Here is a 17,009-nt window from a genome sequence, read left to right as displayed (position 1 = left end):
ATTTACGCAGGACGTGGTGGCTTTGCCCTATTATCCCGTAAATCTAAACCTGGCGGGTCGGCGGTGCGCCGTCATCGGCGGCGGGGCCGTAGCCGCGCGCAAAGTGCTGGCACTGCTTGCCGCCGGCGCCGCCGTGACTGTGGTTAGCCCGGCCGTAACGGCTGAGCTCGCCGCGCTGGCTGCGGCCGGGCAGATTACCCATATAGAGCGTCCATATTGGCCGGGAGCCATCGAAAATTTTTTTATCGTCATTTGCGCCACTGATGACCCGGACGTTAACCGGCAGGCGGCCGAGGAAGGGCGGGCCAAAGGCGCCCTGGTCAATGTCGCGGACGCGCCTGAATTATGCGATTTTACCGTGCCGTCGCAAATTGTCCGCGGCGATCTCGTAATTACCGTATCCACCGGCGGCAAAAGCCCGGCGCTGGCCCGGCGGCTCAGACAGGAACTGGAAGCGAGGTATGGGCCGGAATACGGCCTGTATTTGGCCATGGTCGGCCGGTTGCGCGACGAAATGAAGGAGCGGCTGGCTACGCCGCGGGCGCGGGAATGTTTTTGGCGCCGCGCGCTGGATGATGAGGCGCTGGCGCTCGTAAAGGCAGGAAAGCTACACGAGGCGGAGGAGAAGATCAGAGATGCAATTGGCGGTATTAGGGCTGAACCATAAAACGGCGCCGGTAGCGGTGCGCGAATGTTTTTCTTTCCCGGAGGACAAAATCCGGACGGGGCTGGCCCATATCCACGAGTATGAAGGCGTGCATGAGTGCGCCATTCTTTCTACCTGCAACCGGACCGAGCTCTACGCCGTGGTCGACGACGCCGACGAGGCGCTGCCGGTGCTCAGGGACTTTTTCGAGCATATGGCCGCTGCCGCCATTGAGAGCGACGATTATCTTTTTTACCTGCGGGAGGAGGAGTGCATCCGCCACCTCTTCCGTGTCGCTGCCAGCCTTGATTCGCTCGTCATTGGCGAGGGGCAAATTCTCAGCCAGGTTAAGAAGGCTTATTCTATTGCCCGCGCCGCCGGCACGACGAGCACTGTCCTGAATACGCTGTTTAACCGCGCTATTGCCGTAGGCAAGCGGGTGCGCGCCGAGACCCGCATCGCCTACAACGCCGTATCGGTAAGCTACGCGGCGGTGGAACTGGCGAAAAAGGTCTTCGGCGACCTCAGCCGCTCCAATGTCCTCATTCTCGGCGCCGGCGAAATGAGTGAACTGACGGCCCGCCACCTGGTTGACAACGGGGTCAGGACAGTTTTTGTTTCTAACCGCAATTACGACCGGGCGGTCAGCTTAGCCCAGCGGTTTCACGGTGTGGCTGTTCCCTTTGAAGACTTTATGAAAAGCGCGGTGGACGCGGACATTGTTATCACTTCCACCGGCGCCCCGCATTATATTATCACCGCCTGGGATGTAGCCCATTTAATGCCTAAGCGGCATGGCCGGCCGATTATTTTTATCGATATTGCCGTGCCCCGCGACGTGGAACCCGAAGCAGGGGCCATCGCCGGCGTCAGCCTGTATAATATTGACGACCTGGAAGCCGTCGTGGAGTCGAATATTCGCAGCCGGGAGCTGGAAGCGCAGGCGGCCGAAACGATCATCGAAGAAGAACTAGGGGAACTGGTTAACCGGTTCCGCTATCTGTCCTACCGACCCGTCCTGGCCCGCCTGACCGACAAGGCGGAGTGCATCCGGCGGCGCGAGGTAAAGCGCGCGCTGGCCAAGCTGCCAAACATTACCCCCGAGGAGCGCAAAGTGCTGGAGAATATGTCCAGGATGCTGGTGCGCAAACTGCTGCGCGACCCCATTACCCGCATCAATGAGGCGGCGGGCACGGATAAAGAGCCGTATTACCTGGACGCGGTACGCAAATTGTTTAAAGTTGATGACATAGGAGAGGAAGCTGCCTGTGAAAAACAAACTTGTCATCGGTACGCGGGGCAGTAAGCTGGCCTTGTGGCAGGCCAATTACATCGCCCACCGCCTGTGCCAGTACCACCCCGGGCTGGAAGTGACCCTCAAGCATATTGTCACTACCGGCGATAAAATTCTGGATGTGCCGTTGGCCAAGATCGGCGGCAAAGGGCTGTTTACGAAAGAAATCGAGGTTGCCATGCTGCGCGGCGAAGTCGACCTTGCCGTCCACAGCCTTAAAGATATGCCGACCGAGCTGCCGCAAGGGCTTACGCTGGCGGCGATTACCGAACGGGAAGAACCCTTTGACGCGCTGATCAGCCCGAAGTACGGCACGCTGGACAGACTGCCGCATGGCGCGAAAGTGGGGACTTCTTCCCTGCGGCGCCGGGCGCAATTGTTAAATTACCGCCCTGACTTGACGGTATGCGACCTGCGCGGCAACCTCGATACGCGGCTCCGTAAGCTGGAAACAGAGGAACTGGACGCCATTGTGCTGGCCCAAGCCGGTCTTAAACGGTTGGGCTGGGACGACCGTATTACCCAGCAGCTACCGCCTGACATCTGCCTGCCGGCCGTGGGCCAGGGCGCCCTCGCCGTTGAAGCCCGCAGCGATGATGCGGAAGTGCTGGCCCTTGTCGCCTTTCTGCACGACGAAGATACCGCGGCCGCCGTAACGGCCGAGCGGGCCTTCCTTAATGAACTGGAAGGGGGCTGTCAGGTTCCCATCGGCGTTTATGGCCGGGTGGAAAACGGTGAGCTGGTTCTGGACGCCGTCATCTTGTCGGTTGACGGCGCGGCGGCGCTGAAGGACCGCATCTGCGGCGCGCCGGCGGCAGCGGAGGATTTGGGGCGCAAACTGGCCCAACACATGTATGTAACCGGCGGACGGCAGATTCTGGCCGGCTTATTTGCGCGACCAACAGCAGGGGGAGGCAATAACCGCTAATGCAAGGTTTTGTATATTTAGTAGGCGCCGGTCCGGGCGATTATAAACTGATTACCGTGAAGGCCCTGGAGTGTATTGGGAAGGCCGACACCATTGTCTATGACCGGCTGGCTGACGACCGGCTGCTGAGCGCTGCCCGGACGGACGCGGAACTGATTTATGTGGGCAAGGCGTCAAGCGATCACACCATGCGCCAGGAAGACATTAACCGGCTGTTGGTTGACAAAGCGAAGGAAGGGAAAACCGTAGTACGCCTTAAGGGCGGCGACCCCTTTGTGTTCGGCCGCGGCGGCGAAGAAGCGCTGGCGCTGGTAGCAAGCGGTGTGCCCTTTGAAGTAGTGCCTGGCATTACCTCGGCCATCGCCGTGCCGGCTTATGCCGGCATCCCGGTGACCCACCGCGGGATCGCCACCTCTTTTGCCGTTGTTACCGGCCACGAAGACCCGACCAAACCGGAGTCTACCATTCGCTGGGATAAATTGGCCACCGGCGCTGATACGCTTGTCTTTCTTATGGGGGTAGAAAACCTGCCCCAGATCACGGCGAAATTGATCGAAAACGGCCGGCCGGCCGATACCCCGGCCGCCGTCATCCGCTGGGGTACCAAGCCGGAGCAGCGTGTGCTAACCACCACGCTGGGCCAGGCGGCCGCCGACGTGGCTGCCGCTGGGCTAACGCCACCGGCTATTTTCCTGGTGGGGCATGTGGCCACGCTGCGGGACAAACTCGCCTGGTTTGACAATAAACCGCTCTTCGGGAAGAAAGTGCTCGTCACCCGAGCCCGGGAACAGGCCAGCCAGCTGACGTCCCGGCTGGAAGAACTTGGCGCCCGGGTGGTTGAGGCGCCCGCCATTAAGATCGTGCCGCCGGAGAGTTATGAGCCGCTGGACAGGGCCATTGCCGAGCTGGCTACATATCACTGGCTGATTTTTACGAGTGTCAATGGGGTGGACGCCTTCTTTGCCCGCCTGGATGCCGCCGGTCTGGACAGCCGCGTCCTGGCCGGGGTGAAAATAGCCGCCATCGGCGCTGTAACGGCCGACCGCTTGCAGGCTCACGGCATCCGGGCCGATATCGTGCCGGTCCAGTTTGTGGCCGAGGGAGTGGTCAGCGCTCTGGCCGGCGAAATTGCCCCCGGCATGCGCGTCCTTATCCCACGGGCCCTGGTCGCCCGCGACGTACTGCCGGAAAAACTGACCGAGATGGGGGCCCAGGTCGAGGTCGTGCCCGCCTACCGTACCGTCACCGGTGATACGGACGGCGCGGCCCTGGCGGAGCAGCTGGCAGCCGGGGAAATCGACCTTATTACGTTTACCAGTTCGTCTACGGTCACTAATCTGCTCAGCCTCTTGGGCCGGGAGGGAGCGGCGCTGGCCGGCAAGGCCAAAATTGCCTGCATCGGCCCCATTACTGCCGCTACCTGCGTCGAGCAAGGCCTGACGCCCGCCATCATTGCCAAAGAGTATACGATTTCCGGGCTGATCGAAAGCATTCTCCAGTATTACAGGGGGGAGTACCATGACTAACCCGTTCATCCGGCCGCGCCGTCTGCGCGTATCTGAAGGCATCCGCCGCCTGGTGCGCGAGACCGAACTAAACGCCGGCGACTTTGTGTACCCGCTGTTTGTGGTGCCTGGCGACAATGTGAAACGCGAAATACCGTCCCTGCCGGGCAATTATCATCTTTCGCCCGATATGGTCGTGGCGGCGGCACGCGAAGCTTATACCCTGGGCATTCCGGCCGTACTGGTTTTTGGGCTGCCGGAATACAAAGATGGGCAAGGGTCCAGCGCCTGGGATGCCACGAGCCCTGTCCAGCAGGCCATCCGCCGCATCAAACAGGCGCTGCCCGACCTGGTGGTGATCAGCGACGTCTGTCTCTGCCAGTATACCGACCATGGCCACTGCGGCCTGGTGCGGGACGGGCGCATCGACAATGATTCTACGTTGGAGCTTCTGGCCCGGGTGGCTCTCAGCCACGCCGAGGCCGGCGCCGACATGGTGGCGCCCTCGGATATGATGGACGGCCGGGTGCGGGCGATTCGCGATGCGCTTGACGGCGCCGGCTTCAGTGAGGTGTCGGTCATGTCTTATGCGGCGAAATACGCGTCGGCGTTCTACGGTCCCTTCCGCGACGCCGCCAATTCGGCGCCCCAGTTCGGCGACCGCCGTACCTATCAGATGGATCCGGCCAACGCCCGGGAAGCGCTCCGGGAAGTAGCGCTGGACGTTGATGAGGGCGCCGATATTGTCATGGTTAAACCGGCTTTGGCTTATCTCGATATCATTCGCCAGGTCACGGATAGTTTCGACCTGCCGGTGGCCTGCTATAATGTGAGCGGCGAATACGCCATGGTCAAGGCCGCGGCTGCCAAGGGCTGGATTGACGAACGGCGCGTCGTCCTGGAACTGCTGCTGGGCATGAAGCGGGCCGGCGCGGATATCATTATTACTTACCACGCCTTGGACGCCGTGCGCTGGCTAAAAGGCGAGTAAGGAGGGAAAGGGCCGTGGCTTTCAGTTTGGAAAAATCAGCCCGGGCGTTTGCCGAGGCCAAAGAGTATATTCCCGGCGGGGTGAACAGCCCGGTGCGATCGTTTCGGGGGGTCGGCGGGACGCCGCCTTTTATCGCCGGCGCCGCCGGCAGCCGCCTGTACGACATTGACGGCAATGAATATATTGACTATGTCGGTTCATGGGGCCCAATGATTCTCGGGCACGCCCATCCGGCGGTGACCGAGGCGCTGCGCGACGCCCTGATGCGGGGCACCAGCTACGGCGCGCCAACCTTGCTGGAGACCGAACTGGCCAAGATGATCCGGCAGGCGGTGCCGTCCATGGAACTTGTCCGCATGGTCAACTCCGGTACCGAGGCGACTATGAGCGCTCTCCGGCTGGCGCGGGCCTATACCAAGCGCAATAAAATCGTCAAGTTTGCCGGGTGCTACCATGGCCACCATGACAGTCTGCTGGTTAAGGCCGGATCGGGGGCCACGACACTTGGCGTCCCGGACAGCCCCGGTGTGCCGGAAAGCATCGCCGGCAATACGATCACGGTGGCGTATAATGATGTCGAAGGGCTGGAACAAGTCTTCCGGCAAACGGGCGAGGATATCGCCGCGGTTATCATCGAGCCGGTACCCGGCAACATGGGCCTCATTCTTCCGCGCGAAGGGTATCTGGCCGCGGTGCGCCGCATTACCCAAGAGTACGGCGCCCTCCTCATTTTTGACGAAGTCATGTCCGGCTTCCGCGTCGCTTACGGCGGCGCCCAGGCGTACTACAAGATTACGCCTGACTTGACCACTCTCGGCAAGGTCATCGGTGGCGGCCTGCCGGTCGGCGCTTACGGCGGCCGGCGAGATATCATGGAACTCATCGCCCCGGCGGGCCCGGTGTACCAGGCCGGTACCCTCAGCGGTAACCCGCTGGCCATGACCGCCGGTCTGACAACGCTCAAAATTTTGGCCGAAACGCCGGACATGTATCAAAAGCTGACCGAAAAGACGCAAACGCTGTGCGCCGGCCTCAAGGCCCAGGCGGAGAAGTTCGGTTTTAACCTCCAGTTCCACCAAATCGGCTCCATGTTCTGCCTGTTCTTCAGCGACAAGCCGGTCTATGACTATGACAGCGCCAAACAGTCCGATGTGGGCGCCTTCAACACCTTCTTCCACGCCATGCTGGAGCAAGGCGTGTATCTTGCGCCGTCCCAGTTCGAGGCCGCCTTCATGTCGGCAGCGCACTCGGACGATGACATCGCGGCCACCATCGCCGCCAGCGCCCGCGCCTTTGCCAAGGTGGAGGAATATTATAAGAACGGAAAAAAGTAGAAAGTAAAAAGTGGCTGCCTACAGCGCATAAGGAGGCGGGTTATGGACTCGATTGAACACTTGAAAAAACTGCCGATTTTTGCTGACCTGTCCGACCGGCAGCTGGCCGAGATCCACAACCTCACCACCGAGCGGCTCTATCGCAAGGGCATGGTCATCTTTATGGAGGGCGAACCGGGCGAAGGTTTTCACTTTGTCAAAAGCGGCAAAGTCAAAATCGTTAAGATGACGGACGATGGCCGGGAACATATCATTCATATTCTGGGGCCCGGCGACCTGTTCGCCGAGGTGCTGCTTTTCAACAACCGGCCTTACCCGGCTACGGCCATCGCTGCCGAGGACGCGCGGGTCGGCATAATCAAGAACACCGAACTGGAGCGCTTGGTACTGAATAACAACCGCCTGGCACTGCAGCTGATTAAAGCCCTTAGCCAGCGCCTGCTTTACGCCCAGCAGAAGATTAAAAACCTGGCGCTTAATGATGTGACGGCCCGTACGGCCGAAACGCTGCTCAGGCTGGGCAAGCAGCACGGCCGGAGGACGGCGCGGGGCATTGAAGTCGACCTTGGCCTGTCGCGGCAAGATTTGGCCAGCCTGGTAGGAACGACGCGGGAGACGGTCACCCGTACCCTCAGCGCCCTGAAGAAAGACCGCCTGATTGACTTTGACGGCGATATCCTCATCTTGTTGCAGCCCGAGAAGCTGGCCAGACTGATACAATAATCCAAACAGGTGAAACCATGAAAAAATGGCTAATTGCAATCATCCTGGGCATCACGATGGTGCTTGCCAATGCGACCGTTTTTGGCGCGCCAAGACCGACCGCCAAAGAAGTTACGGCCTATGCCAATACTTTTGAAGGCAGTATCGGTATTTACGCCAAAAATCTCAAAACCGGGAAGACTTATGCCTACCGCCCCGACGTTGTCTTCCCTACGGCTTCAACCAGCAAACTGGTTGTTGCGGTGGCCGCTTATAAGTACCTATATCCGGCTGCCGACGCCGACGCGCGCACCGTTTATGACGATGATATTGAAAAAATGATCACCGTCAGCGACAATGAAGCGTTTTATAACTTGCTCAATGAATTTGAAGAAAAAATGCCGGCGGCGCTGGCCCGCACACTCAAAGACCTGCGTCTGAAGAAAACAATGATCCATGATGACCGGGCGTTTCAGCGGTATAATTACCACAGCGTAACTACCCCAAAAGAGATGGCGACGGTAATGGAGACGATTTACCGCAAAAAATATTTGGGCAAACGGACTTCGGAGCAGCTTTTGGATGCGCTAGGCCGTACCATTTTTACCGAGGAAATTCCCCGCTACATGCTCACCCCGGTGATGCACAAAGTGGGCGAACTGGATGATGTGCTGTGCGACGTGGGGATTGTCGACGACGGCAAAAACCGGATTCTTATCAGTGTTTATACCTCGTCGCCGGCCAGCGCCGATTCTAAGAGCGATTATATTGCCAATATCGCCGCCAAAGTATATAATCTTCTGCGCGAATAGCGCCGGCAGAGAAAAAGCAGCGTGACGCCATCAAGGCTTACGCTGCTTTAATGTTTTTGCGGATATAAACGGCTGTTTTACGGCAACAGGCCCAGCCAGCGCCAGTAGGCCTGGGCGATAAAGAGCAAAAACAGAGGCGTCAGTGCCATTTTGGCGGCAAAAACGCGGGCCATCAGCGGCCAAGACATATAGCCGTAGCTGAACGCCAACATCAGCACCCCGTATTGATAGGGGAAAATATACTGGTCCATGCCGTAAATCAGGCTGTAGATAACGGGAAAAGGGTTTAGGCCAAGCGCCAGGGCTGTTTCCGTAAGCGGCCCGGTAAAGGTAGCAAGGCCGGCGATAGGAGTGAGAAACAGGGTGAGAGTGGCGCCGACGGCATAAACGGAAAGCAACATAGCCGGCGCCGACGCGGCGCCGAGCAGTGGCATGATAAGGCCGGAAAACCAGCGCCCGGCGCCAAGGGCGCCGGCAACCGAGCCAATGGACATGGCGCCGGCAATAAAGAGGATAACCGAAAAGTCAATTTTGCTGAATTTTTCCTTGTCCATTAGCTTAACGCCGGGGAGAAAAAGCACGGCGGCGACCAGGAGCAGCAGCCAGCCAGGGTCAATATGGTGGAGCGTATCGGTGGACAAGAGAACCAGGGTGACGGCTAGGACGACGGCTGCCTTTTTTTCGGTGGCCGTCGGCGGCCCAAGGTTTTTGTATTGCAGGCGGATAACTTCCGCGGTGTCAATGGAACGCTCCGGCCGCAGCAGCAGGGCTACCAGGCTAAGAGTAAGGCCGGAATAAATCACGCCGGGAATGAAGTTATAAACGGCGTACTGGGACCAGCTGACCGGTGTTTGCAGGACGCCGGATACCAGGCTCATCGCCATGATGATATGAATGCCGCCGGTCAGATAGGTCACGGTCGGACCGGCGACGGCAAAAAAGGCGGTGGCCATGACGGCCGTGGCCGCCCGCGACTTAGGCGGCAGATTTAGCGCCTGGCAGATGCCGATGGCCAGCGGGCAAAAAATCGACATCTTGCCCAAGGCGGACGGAATAAGGGGACCAAGGATGATGCCGGCCAACATCAAACCGGCCAGGGTACGGTAATAAGATGCGCCGGTCCGTAAGATAGACCAGTAGGCGATGCGTTTGGCCAGACCGCTCGCGAGAAGCACGGCGCCCAGGATCAGGCCGCCCATGCTGGTCCAGGGTACGTTGGTAAGCCAGGGGGCGAAGGCGGCCGCGGGTTTGGCCACACCGGCAACAATATACAGTACCGGCAGCAGGCTGCCAACGAAGGCTTCCGGCATGAGTGACAGGGCCCAGGAGAGAATGGCCCATACGGTTAGGGCGACGTATGCCCGAAAAGGCGCGGCCAACCCGACGCCGGCCGACAGCAAAAATATTAGTAGTGGCAGCAGGATTACTGCCAGCCATTTGCCGGCGGTTTTGCTACTTTGTATCGGTGATGGCGATGACATCGATCCAGTCCCCCTTTTTTACCGGGGTAGTGTATTCGGCCGCCTGGCCGTTGAGCAAAAGGTCGATGCGAATAACGTTGCGCAGGGCCCGGGGATTGAAAGCGGCGGCCAGGAGGACATCGCTGACCGTCGGCGGCTGTTCGCTTAAGCTAAACTCAATTTCGCTGCCGGTAGGTGCGGTTTCCCCAGGGTCGGCCGGGCGGCCATTGAGGGTAAGCGTCAGGCGCCTGAGCGGCACCTGGCAGGGCTCACCGTTAAAGGTAACGGTGATGAATTCGTCGGTAAGGCCGGCCAGGCCAAGTAACTGGGCCAGGGTAGGCGGTACGGGCGGTGGCGCGGTGATGACGTCGCCGGGCTTTACCGGCCAATCGGGACCGGCCTCCCGCCCATTGATGAGGTAGCGCGGCCACTGACGGTAGGTGCGCTCATGGCCATTGACGGTATAGGTAAAATGAACAGGGCCTGCGGTCCGACCAAGCTGCGCAAGCACTTCACCCAGCGTATCCGGTAAGCGGCAGGTTACCTCGCTGCGGTCGGCAAGTAAGGTAGCGGCATCAGCCGGGTTGCCGTTAACGGTGACAAGCGGCGCGACGGTAACCGGTTCGCCATCGACGATAACGGTAAACGGCTGGGGCAAGGGGGCGACATCAGCCACGCGCGGTCGGGGCGTGGCGCCATCCCTGCCTTTTATGACGGTAATGACATCGCCATCCTGCAGGGGGTGGTCGAAGCCGGCCGGCTGGCCGTTGATGACGACGCTTCCCGGCTGGCCGTGACTGCCGGGGAAAAATTTGGTTTCGCCATTTATCCGCACGGTAATCCCCAGGCCCGGCCGGCCGTGGAGGCTGCGGGCATCGATACCGGCGGCGAGGAGGGCATCGGTGACGGTCAGTTTGCCGAAGTTGAAAAGGCGGAGCGGCTGGCCGTTTAGGGAAATGTTGGCGAAATGCAGCGTGCCGCTGCCGGCCAGCTTAAGGATACCGAGCGGGGTCACACCGTCGGGCGCCTGTAGCGTCGGCGGAATAGCGGTAAAGCCGTCAAGGGCGTCCGGCCGGCGGATGCCGACGCGGGCGGCCGGGATATCGAGCGCTTGGGCCAGCGCCGCCGGCAAGAGCGGTGTGAGGGCCCCGCCGCCAACGAGGAGCACGGCCTGCGGCGGCTGGCCGTTAAGGTCCAGGATCTGGCGGGCGATGAGCTGGGCGAGGTCGGCTACCGCCGGGGCAAGGCTGGCCGTCAGTTCTTTGGCCGGTACCTTATGTTCTATTCCCAGGACATCGGTGAAAGTCACTTTTTTATTTTTAGCACCAAGTTGGCGTTTGACCTGTTCGGCAACATTGAAATCCAGCAGATATTGCTGCGACAAGGCTTCCGTGATCTCGTCGCCGGCACAGGGCACCATGCCGTAACCGATGACTGATCCGTCCCGGGTGATAGCCACGTCAGAAGTGCCGGCTCCCACATCGACCAGGGCCAGATTGAGGTGCCGCATGGTGGGCGGGATAAGTACATTGATCGCGGCGATTGGCTCCAAGGTAAGGGTGGCAATTTCCAGGCCGACCGCCTGGACGGCCGACTGCAACGAATCGATGACCTGGCGGGGGAGGAAAGTGGCAATGAGTTCAATTTCCGCCCGTTTTCCCCGTTGACCAACCAGACTTTTAAGGGGATTGCCGTCCAGGCTAAAGGTAACCACGCTGTAACCGACACAGTAGTAGGCAGTGGGATCGAACGCAGCGTCGGCGGTGGCTAAACTGCGCTGTGCCGTCTGCAGGCCGGCAAGCTCCAGTGCCCGCTCGTCACTTGCCGTCAGCGCCCCGCGCCCGCTCACGTCCAGGTCGGCGGTAACGCGGAGGGTGCTGAGAGCCCGGCCAGCGGCGGCTACGGCCACTTTGGGCAAGGGGCTGACGATCCGCTCCAGACGGCTTTTTACTTCGGCCAAAACGCCAGCCACCTCGGTGACATCATGGATTTGCCCGTCCAGCATGGCGCGGGTATAGTGCTCCTGGCGTTCGACTGCCAGGAGATTAATTTTATTATCACCCTGTTCCCCAAGCAGGCCGACGACACTGCGCGTACCGATGTCCAAGGCGAAGAGCAGCTTCTTATCCATAACGCATAACTCCTGTTATATGCAATTTACTAATTTACTTCTCGTTTCCGCCATTCTTTTCCTTTTTCACCGGCGGGGTATGAAGGAGAGGAGTACGGCATATAGTGGAAATGGGGGCATAGTTATTAATAGATAATATTACCAGCCGATAATATTGAAAATTTAGATAAAATAATTTATAATAAAACTATATTAGTAGCAGGTAATATTATCAGGTCTTGGATTCGCTAATATATAGCAGGGAGGAGTCAGTGGTGAAACAACAGTTTTGGTGTGAGCATCTTGACAAGGCGTCCAAGTACACTCTGCAAAAATATAATTTTGACGGCCGGGAGGTGCTGCTGCGGGTGCAGACCTGGGTATGCCCCGAGTGCGGCGTCCATGGCGCGGACACCGAGATTGTCAAGGAAGAGTATTGCGAGCAAACTGCCGGGTAATCCCGGCTATTTTTTTTTGATTGATATTTGCTTAATGCGGGTCTTGCTATTTTGGCAGGGCGGCAGGATTTTCCCAAAAGCCAAAGAATTAGAAAAATACTGGAAATAATTAGCTTTTCCGCGGCAGGGAAAAGCAGTAAGGAGGAGCACGACGTGTCCAAGACGTGGAAAAAAGTGACGGCAATACTGGTTATTGTCCTGATGGTGGCGCTGGCCGCGGGGTGCGGCAGCAAGCCGCAAAGCGCTCAGCCGCAGAAACTGACCATTTACTGCGGGCTCATGGAAGACCACATGGTAAAGGCTGTCCAACAGTTTGAGAAAGAGACCGGCATTAAAGTGGAAGCGGTGCGCATGAGTTCGGGCGAGATCCTGGGCCGCATCAAGGCGGAAAAAAACAATCCCAAGGCCAGCATCTGGTTCGGTGGACCGGCTGACGGCTTTATTCAGGCTAAAGAAGACGGGCTTTTGGAAAAATACGTTTCGCCCAATGCCGCCAAGATCCCGGCCAAATACAAAGATCCCGAGGGATACTGGACGGGTATCTACGTAGGCTATCTAGGGTTTGTCTCGAACCAGAAGCTGCTGGCCGAAAAGGGCTTGCCGGTGCCGCAGAGCTGGCAGGATCTGCTTAATCCGGCGCTGAAGGGCCAGGTAGTCATTGCTAACCCGGGCTCATCCGGGACGGCTTACACCATGCTGGCCACCATTGTCCAGCTCATGGGCGAGGAAAAAGGCCTGAAATACATGAAAGAGCTGAATGGCCAGATTAAGACCTATCCCAAATCCGGTACGGCCCCGGGGCGGATGGTCGGCCAGGGTGAAGCCACCGTCGGCGTGACCTTCCTGCATGATGCCATCAAATACAAGGAAGAAGGCATGAAAGATATTGTTATTTCTGCGCCGGTGGAAGGCACGGGCTATGAGATTGGCGCCGTCGCCATCATCAAAGGCGGTCCCGATCAGGCAGCGGCCAAGAAATTCATCGACTGGTGCCTGACCAAAGAGGCTCAGGAAATCGGCCAAAAAGCCGGGTCATATCAGTTTCTGACCAATCCGGAAGCGATAGCACCGTCCCAGGCGGCAGCAATCAAGGACACCAAATTGATCAACTACGATTTGAACTGGGCGGGCGCCAACCGCAGCAAGCTTGTCGAAAAATGGAATAATGCCATTAAATAATTTTAAATAGCAGGATACTTAGCGCGTCTTTTCAGCCAAGCGGGCGCCCCGGTAAGGCGCCCGCTTCTTGTGAGGTGGAGCAATGCGCAAAATCATTCACGACCCTGTTTTATTGGCAACCATTATTCTCGTTAGCTGTTCATTGGTCTTGTTTATCGTCTGGCCGCTGTACGCGGTGCTCAAAGAGGGGATTGTGACGGCGGAAGGCGGCCTGACGCTTCAATATTACCGTGATGTTTTCCGGCAGGACGAAAACGTCCGCGTACTTGTTAACACCGTGACGGCAGGAGTGGTCGTCGGCTTTTTCGCCACGGTGGTGGGCTTTTTGTTCGCTTACGCCGATGCGTTTCTTAATATTCCTTTTAAACGCCTGTTCAACATTTTGGCCTTTCTGCCCATCATTTCGCCGCCCTTTGCCCTGGCTATGTCCTTCATCATGTTGTTCGGTCAGCGGGGCTTTATTACTTACAGCCTGCTGGGCATCAAGGATGCCAACGTGTACGGCTTTACCGGCCTGGTGGTTGTGCAGGTTCTCACTTTTTTTCCTATTGCCTATCTCGTGCTGGCCGGCTTGATGCGACAAATCGACCCGTCTTATGAGGAGGCGGCCCGCAACATGGGCGCTTCCCGCTGGCATATTTTTCGGACCATTATCCTGCCGCTGCTTACGCCCGGTATCGCCAATGCCTTTTTACTGGTGTTTATTCAAACGGTGGCCGATTTTGGCAATGCCATGGTTATTGGCGGCAATTTCACCACCCTGGCCGCGAAGATTTATCTCCAGGCCATGGGAAACTACGATATCAAGGGCGGTACGGCGCTGGCGACGGTGCTGCTCAGCCTTTCGGTCCTCATGTTTATTGTTCAGAAATACTGGGTTGGGGAAAGGTCATATGTTACCGTTACCGGCAAGCCGTCCCGCCAGCGCGAACTGGTCGCCGACCGTACCCTGAACTGGCTGATTGGTCTGCCCTGCTTTTTGGTCAGCCTGTTCGTCCTGGTGCTCTACATTCTTATTCCTTACGGTTCGTTTACCAACCTGTGGGGTATCGACTATACGCCGACACTGAAGCATTATGAATATATCTTTTCTTTGGGGTTAAAACCCATTCTTGACACCACGTATCTTTCGCTGTTGTCCATGCCCATGACCGGCATCCTGAGCATGATTATCGCCTTTCTCATCGTGCGCAAGCGCTTTTTCGGCCGTAAGGCAATCGAGTTTATTTCGATGCTGTCGATGGCCGTCCCCGGCACCGTCATTGGCATGGGCTACGTGCTGGCCTATAACGAACCGCCACTGGTTCTTACCGGTACGGCAACCATCATTCTTATTGCCTTTATTTTCCGTAACATGCCGGTCGGTATCCGCGCCGGCGTAGCATCCCTGCAGCAGATTGACCCGTCCATCGAGGAAGCGGCCCAAGACCTTGGCGCCAACTCGTTCAAAGTGTTTACTTCGATTACTATTCCCCTGATTAAGTCGGCCTTTTTCAGCGGCTTGGTTTACAGTTTCGTCCGCAGCATGACGGCAGTCAGCGCCGTTATTTTCCTGGTTTCGGCCAGCTACAACCTGCTGACGGTAGCCATCATGTCCCAGGTCGATGTCGGGCGGTTGGGGGTAGCGGCGGCCTATTCCACCGTTCTCATTGTCATTGTCCTGGCAGTAACGGGCATGCTTAAGTTCGTGTTCAATCGCATGGGAATAAATGTCGAGGGTGTGTAAAGTTTTGAGGGGGAAACCAAATTGAAAAATTCGAAAAGCGTTCGCCTGCAAAATCTGGTGAAACGGTATAACGGCGCTGCCGGGCGCGGCGTCCTGGCCGTTAACGATGTAACGCTTGACGTCGCGGCGGGTGAGTTTGTTACCCTGCTGGGGCCGTCCGGCTGCGGCAAAACGACTATTCTGCGCATGATCGCCGGCTTCGAAACACCGACGAGCGGCAATATTTACATTGGCGGCGAGGAAGTAACCCGCCTTACCCCGGATAAACGCGACACGGCGATGGTGTTCCAGAGCTACGCGCTGTTTCCTCATCTCACCATCTTTGAAAATATCGCCTACGGTCTGCGCATCAAAAAAATGAAAGACAGCGACATCCGCGCCAAAGTCAGCCACATTCTTGAATTAGTAGGCCTTACCGGCCTGGAAGGGCGCTATCCCAACCAGCTTTCCGGCGGCCAACAGCAGCGGGTGGCCTTGGCCCGGTCGCTGGTGATGGAACCGTCCGTCCTGCTGTTCGATGAACCGCTGTCTAACCTGGACGCCAAGCTCAGGGTGCACATGCGTGGTGAAATCCGGCGGATTCAACGCGATATCGGCATTACCAGTATTTATGTGACCCATGACCAGTCTGAGGCCATGAGCATGTCTGACCGGATTGTCATTATGAACCAAGGGAATATCGAACAGATCGGCTCGCCCTTTGAAATTTACACACGGCCGCGGACCAAGTTTGTCGCCGATTTCATCGGCATGGCCAACATCCTGGCCGGCGAGGTCGTCGCCGTCGGCGACGGGACGGCCACCGTCCGCTTCCTCGGCCAGGCTTTCGCGGTCGCGACCGACCTCGTGCTCAGTCCAGGCGAACCGGTGAGCGTGGTCCTGCGGCCGGAAACGCTCCGGCTGGCCGCGGAAGGGCCGCTTGCCGTGCAAGTTACGGCCTCGGTGTTCATGGGGGCTTATCAGGATTATAAAATTACTGCCGGCGGCCAAAGCCTGACCGTCATAGATTATGATCCGGTCCAAAAGGCCGTCTTTCAGGCCGGCGACCGGGCGGCTCTCCTGATAAGGCCCGAAAGCGTCCATATATTGAAGTCTTGACACGCTGGCGGTATATTTGTTTGGCAAAGTCTGATAAAATAATTGAATAGGCGGTCCCTATGGACTTTTAACGAGAGGAAGAGATGTAGCTAAATCTTGAAAGAGGGGATGTAATTGCTTGCAGAACTATCAATCCATGAATTTGCCGCGCGGCTGGCGTCGCGTCAGCCGGCGCCGGGCGGTGGCAGCGCTGCCGCGGTGTCCGGCCTCTTAGGCGTAAGCTTGCTCGAAATGGCGGTGAATCTTTCGCTGGGGCGTCCGGATTTAGCGGCGTACGCCGACATGCTTGCCGATCGGCAAAAAGTCTTGGCAGGATTACATAAAAAACTGGAAGAGCTCATTGACCGTGACGCTGACGCTTTTTCGGCGGTAATGGCGGCCTATGGGCTGCCGAAGGCGACAGCGGAGGAGAAAGAGGCGCGGGCGGCCCAAATCCAGCAAGCGATGCGGCAGGCGGCGGAGGTGCCTGTGGAAGTGGCCCGGGCTGCACTGGAAAGCCTGGAAATTGGCAGGGCACTGCTGGGGAAAATCAACGCCCATGTGGTCAGCGACCTTATGATTGGCGTGCTCTTAAGTTATAACGCAGTGATGGCTGCGCTCCTAAATACGGCCATTAATTTACCGGCCTTGCGGGACCACACGGTAGTCGCGGCCCTAAAAGGCCAAATTCATATTTTGCGCACCGCGGCGGACGAGCTGTATAACGCGGTTGCGGACGAAGTGTACGGTGCGGACCCCTTTGCCGTTATGCGGATGGAATGAATAT

Annotated in this window: 15 protein-coding genes; 13 read left to right on the top strand and 2 right to left on the bottom strand. The window is 58.0% G+C overall.

Going from position 1 to position 17,009, the window contains the following annotated elements:
- Positions 1-16 precede the first annotated feature (16 nt).
- The 8 genes from BLQ99_RS11355 to BLQ99_RS11320 are packed head-to-tail and all read left to right on the top strand — an operon-like array spanning position 17 to position 8,212.
- The gene (locus tag BLQ99_RS11355; RefSeq protein ID WP_245690451.1) at positions 17-667 is read left to right on the top strand and encodes a precorrin-2 dehydrogenase/sirohydrochlorin ferrochelatase family protein; all 651 of its coding nucleotides are present in this window, start codon (positions 17-19) and stop codon (positions 665-667) included.
- The gene (gene hemA / locus BLQ99_RS11350) at positions 636-1,952 is read left to right on the top strand and encodes a glutamyl-tRNA reductase (RefSeq protein ID WP_093691073.1); all 1,317 of its coding nucleotides are present in this window, start codon (positions 636-638) and stop codon (positions 1,950-1,952) included. Before BLQ99_RS11355 ends, hemA begins: the two co-directional genes overlap by 32 nt.
- On the top strand, positions 1,915-2,868 hold the full coding sequence (gene hemC, locus BLQ99_RS11345) for a hydroxymethylbilane synthase (RefSeq protein WP_093691071.1): 954 nt from the start codon (positions 1,915-1,917) through the stop codon (positions 2,866-2,868). Before hemA ends, hemC begins: the two co-directional genes overlap by 38 nt.
- The gene (cobA, locus tag BLQ99_RS11340; protein WP_093691069.1) at positions 2,868-4,394 is read left to right on the top strand and encodes a uroporphyrinogen-III C-methyltransferase; all 1,527 of its coding nucleotides are present in this window, start codon (positions 2,868-2,870) and stop codon (positions 4,392-4,394) included. Before hemC ends, cobA begins: the two co-directional genes overlap by 1 nt.
- Entirely contained in the window at positions 4,387-5,364 is a 978-nt protein-coding gene (gene hemB, locus BLQ99_RS11335) for a porphobilinogen synthase (protein ID WP_093691067.1), read from the top strand. Before cobA ends, hemB begins: the two co-directional genes overlap by 8 nt.
- Positions 5,365-5,378: 14 nt before the next feature.
- Positions 5,379-6,698 carry a glutamate-1-semialdehyde 2,1-aminomutase gene (hemL, locus tag BLQ99_RS11330; RefSeq protein ID WP_093691065.1) on the top strand — a complete coding sequence of 440 codons (1,320 nt, stop codon included), beginning with the start codon at positions 5,379-5,381 and terminating at the stop codon, positions 6,696-6,698.
- A gap of 42 nt (positions 6,699-6,740) precedes the next feature.
- Positions 6,741-7,421 carry a Crp/Fnr family transcriptional regulator gene (locus BLQ99_RS11325; RefSeq protein ID WP_093691063.1) on the top strand — a complete coding sequence of 227 codons (681 nt, stop codon included), beginning with the start codon at positions 6,741-6,743 and terminating at the stop codon, positions 7,419-7,421.
- Between the two features lie 17 nt (positions 7,422-7,438).
- On the top strand, positions 7,439-8,212 hold the full coding sequence (locus BLQ99_RS11320; RefSeq protein ID WP_093691061.1) for a serine hydrolase: 774 nt from the start codon (positions 7,439-7,441) through the stop codon (positions 8,210-8,212).
- 77 nt (positions 8,213-8,289) lie between these two features.
- On the opposite strand, the gene BLQ99_RS11315 is transcribed toward BLQ99_RS11320, so the two are convergent.
- Both BLQ99_RS11315 and BLQ99_RS11310 read right to left on the bottom strand, forming a co-directional pair.
- Positions 8,290-9,693 (bottom strand): SLC13 family permease, encoded by a 1,404-nt coding sequence (locus BLQ99_RS11315; RefSeq protein WP_093691059.1) that lies wholly within the window; start codon positions 9,691-9,693, stop codon positions 8,290-8,292.
- Positions 9,665-11,803: a cell division FtsA domain-containing protein gene (locus tag BLQ99_RS11310; RefSeq protein WP_093691057.1), complete on the bottom strand. Its 2,139-nt coding sequence runs from the start codon at positions 11,801-11,803 to the stop codon at positions 9,665-9,667. The genes BLQ99_RS11315 and BLQ99_RS11310 overlap by 29 nt, the downstream gene beginning before the upstream one ends.
- 254 nt (positions 11,804-12,057) lie before the next feature.
- Here BLQ99_RS11310 and BLQ99_RS11305 point away from each other — a divergent pair, with 254 nt between their 5' ends.
- From BLQ99_RS11305 to BLQ99_RS11285, 5 genes are all read left to right on the top strand, one after another.
- Positions 12,058-12,240, top strand: coding sequence for a hypothetical protein (locus BLQ99_RS11305; RefSeq protein ID WP_093691055.1), 183 nt, complete (start codon positions 12,058-12,060; stop codon positions 12,238-12,240).
- A gap of 153 nt (positions 12,241-12,393) precedes the next feature.
- Positions 12,394-13,419, top strand: a complete 1,026-nt coding sequence (locus tag BLQ99_RS11300) for an ABC transporter substrate-binding protein (protein WP_093691053.1) — start codon at positions 12,394-12,396, stop codon at positions 13,417-13,419.
- An 82-nt stretch (positions 13,420-13,501) separates the two neighbouring features.
- Complete coding sequence (locus BLQ99_RS11295; RefSeq protein WP_093691051.1) at positions 13,502-15,145, top strand: ABC transporter permease; 1,644 nt, start codon at positions 13,502-13,504, stop codon at positions 15,143-15,145.
- 21 nt (positions 15,146-15,166) lie between these two features.
- Positions 15,167-16,243 (top strand): ABC transporter ATP-binding protein, encoded by a 1,077-nt coding sequence (locus BLQ99_RS11290; protein ID WP_093691049.1) that lies wholly within the window; start codon positions 15,167-15,169, stop codon positions 16,241-16,243.
- Positions 16,244-16,357: 114 nt separating this feature from the next.
- On the top strand, positions 16,358-17,005 hold the full coding sequence (locus tag BLQ99_RS11285) for a cyclodeaminase/cyclohydrolase family protein (RefSeq protein ID WP_093691047.1): 648 nt from the start codon (positions 16,358-16,360) through the stop codon (positions 17,003-17,005).
- The last annotated feature ends 4 nt before the right edge of the window (positions 17,006-17,009 follow it).

The organism is Sporolituus thermophilus DSM 23256 (assembly GCF_900102435.1).
Taxonomy (GTDB): domain Bacteria; phylum Bacillota; class Negativicutes; order Sporomusales; family Thermosinaceae; genus Thermosinus; species Thermosinus thermophilus.
This window is presented reverse-complemented; position numbering and strand designations above follow the sequence as displayed.

Bases quoted from the DNA above. Each gene is read 5' to 3' on its own strand.
- hemA (WP_093691073.1), top strand. From the start codon at position 636: ATGCAATTGGCGGTATTAGGGCTGAACCATAAAACGGCGCCGGTAGCG.
- cobA (WP_093691069.1), top strand. From the start codon at position 2,868: ATGCAAGGTTTTGTATATTTAGTAGGCGCCGGTCCGGGCGATTATAAA.
- hemB (WP_093691067.1), top strand. From the start codon at position 4,387: ATGACTAACCCGTTCATCCGGCCGCGCCGTCTGCGCGTATCTGAAGGC.
- BLQ99_RS11325 (WP_093691063.1), top strand. From the start codon at position 6,741: ATGGACTCGATTGAACACTTGAAAAAACTGCCGATTTTTGCTGACCTG.
- BLQ99_RS11320 (WP_093691061.1), top strand. From the start codon at position 7,439: ATGAAAAAATGGCTAATTGCAATCATCCTGGGCATCACGATGGTGCTT.
- BLQ99_RS11315 (WP_093691059.1), bottom strand. From the start codon at position 9,693: ATGTCATCGCCATCACCGATACAAAGTAGCAAAACCGCCGGCAAATGG.
- BLQ99_RS11310 (WP_093691057.1), bottom strand. From the start codon at position 11,803: ATGGATAAGAAGCTGCTCTTCGCCTTGGACATCGGTACGCGCAGTGTC.
- BLQ99_RS11295 (WP_093691051.1), top strand. From the start codon at position 13,502: ATGCGCAAAATCATTCACGACCCTGTTTTATTGGCAACCATTATTCTC.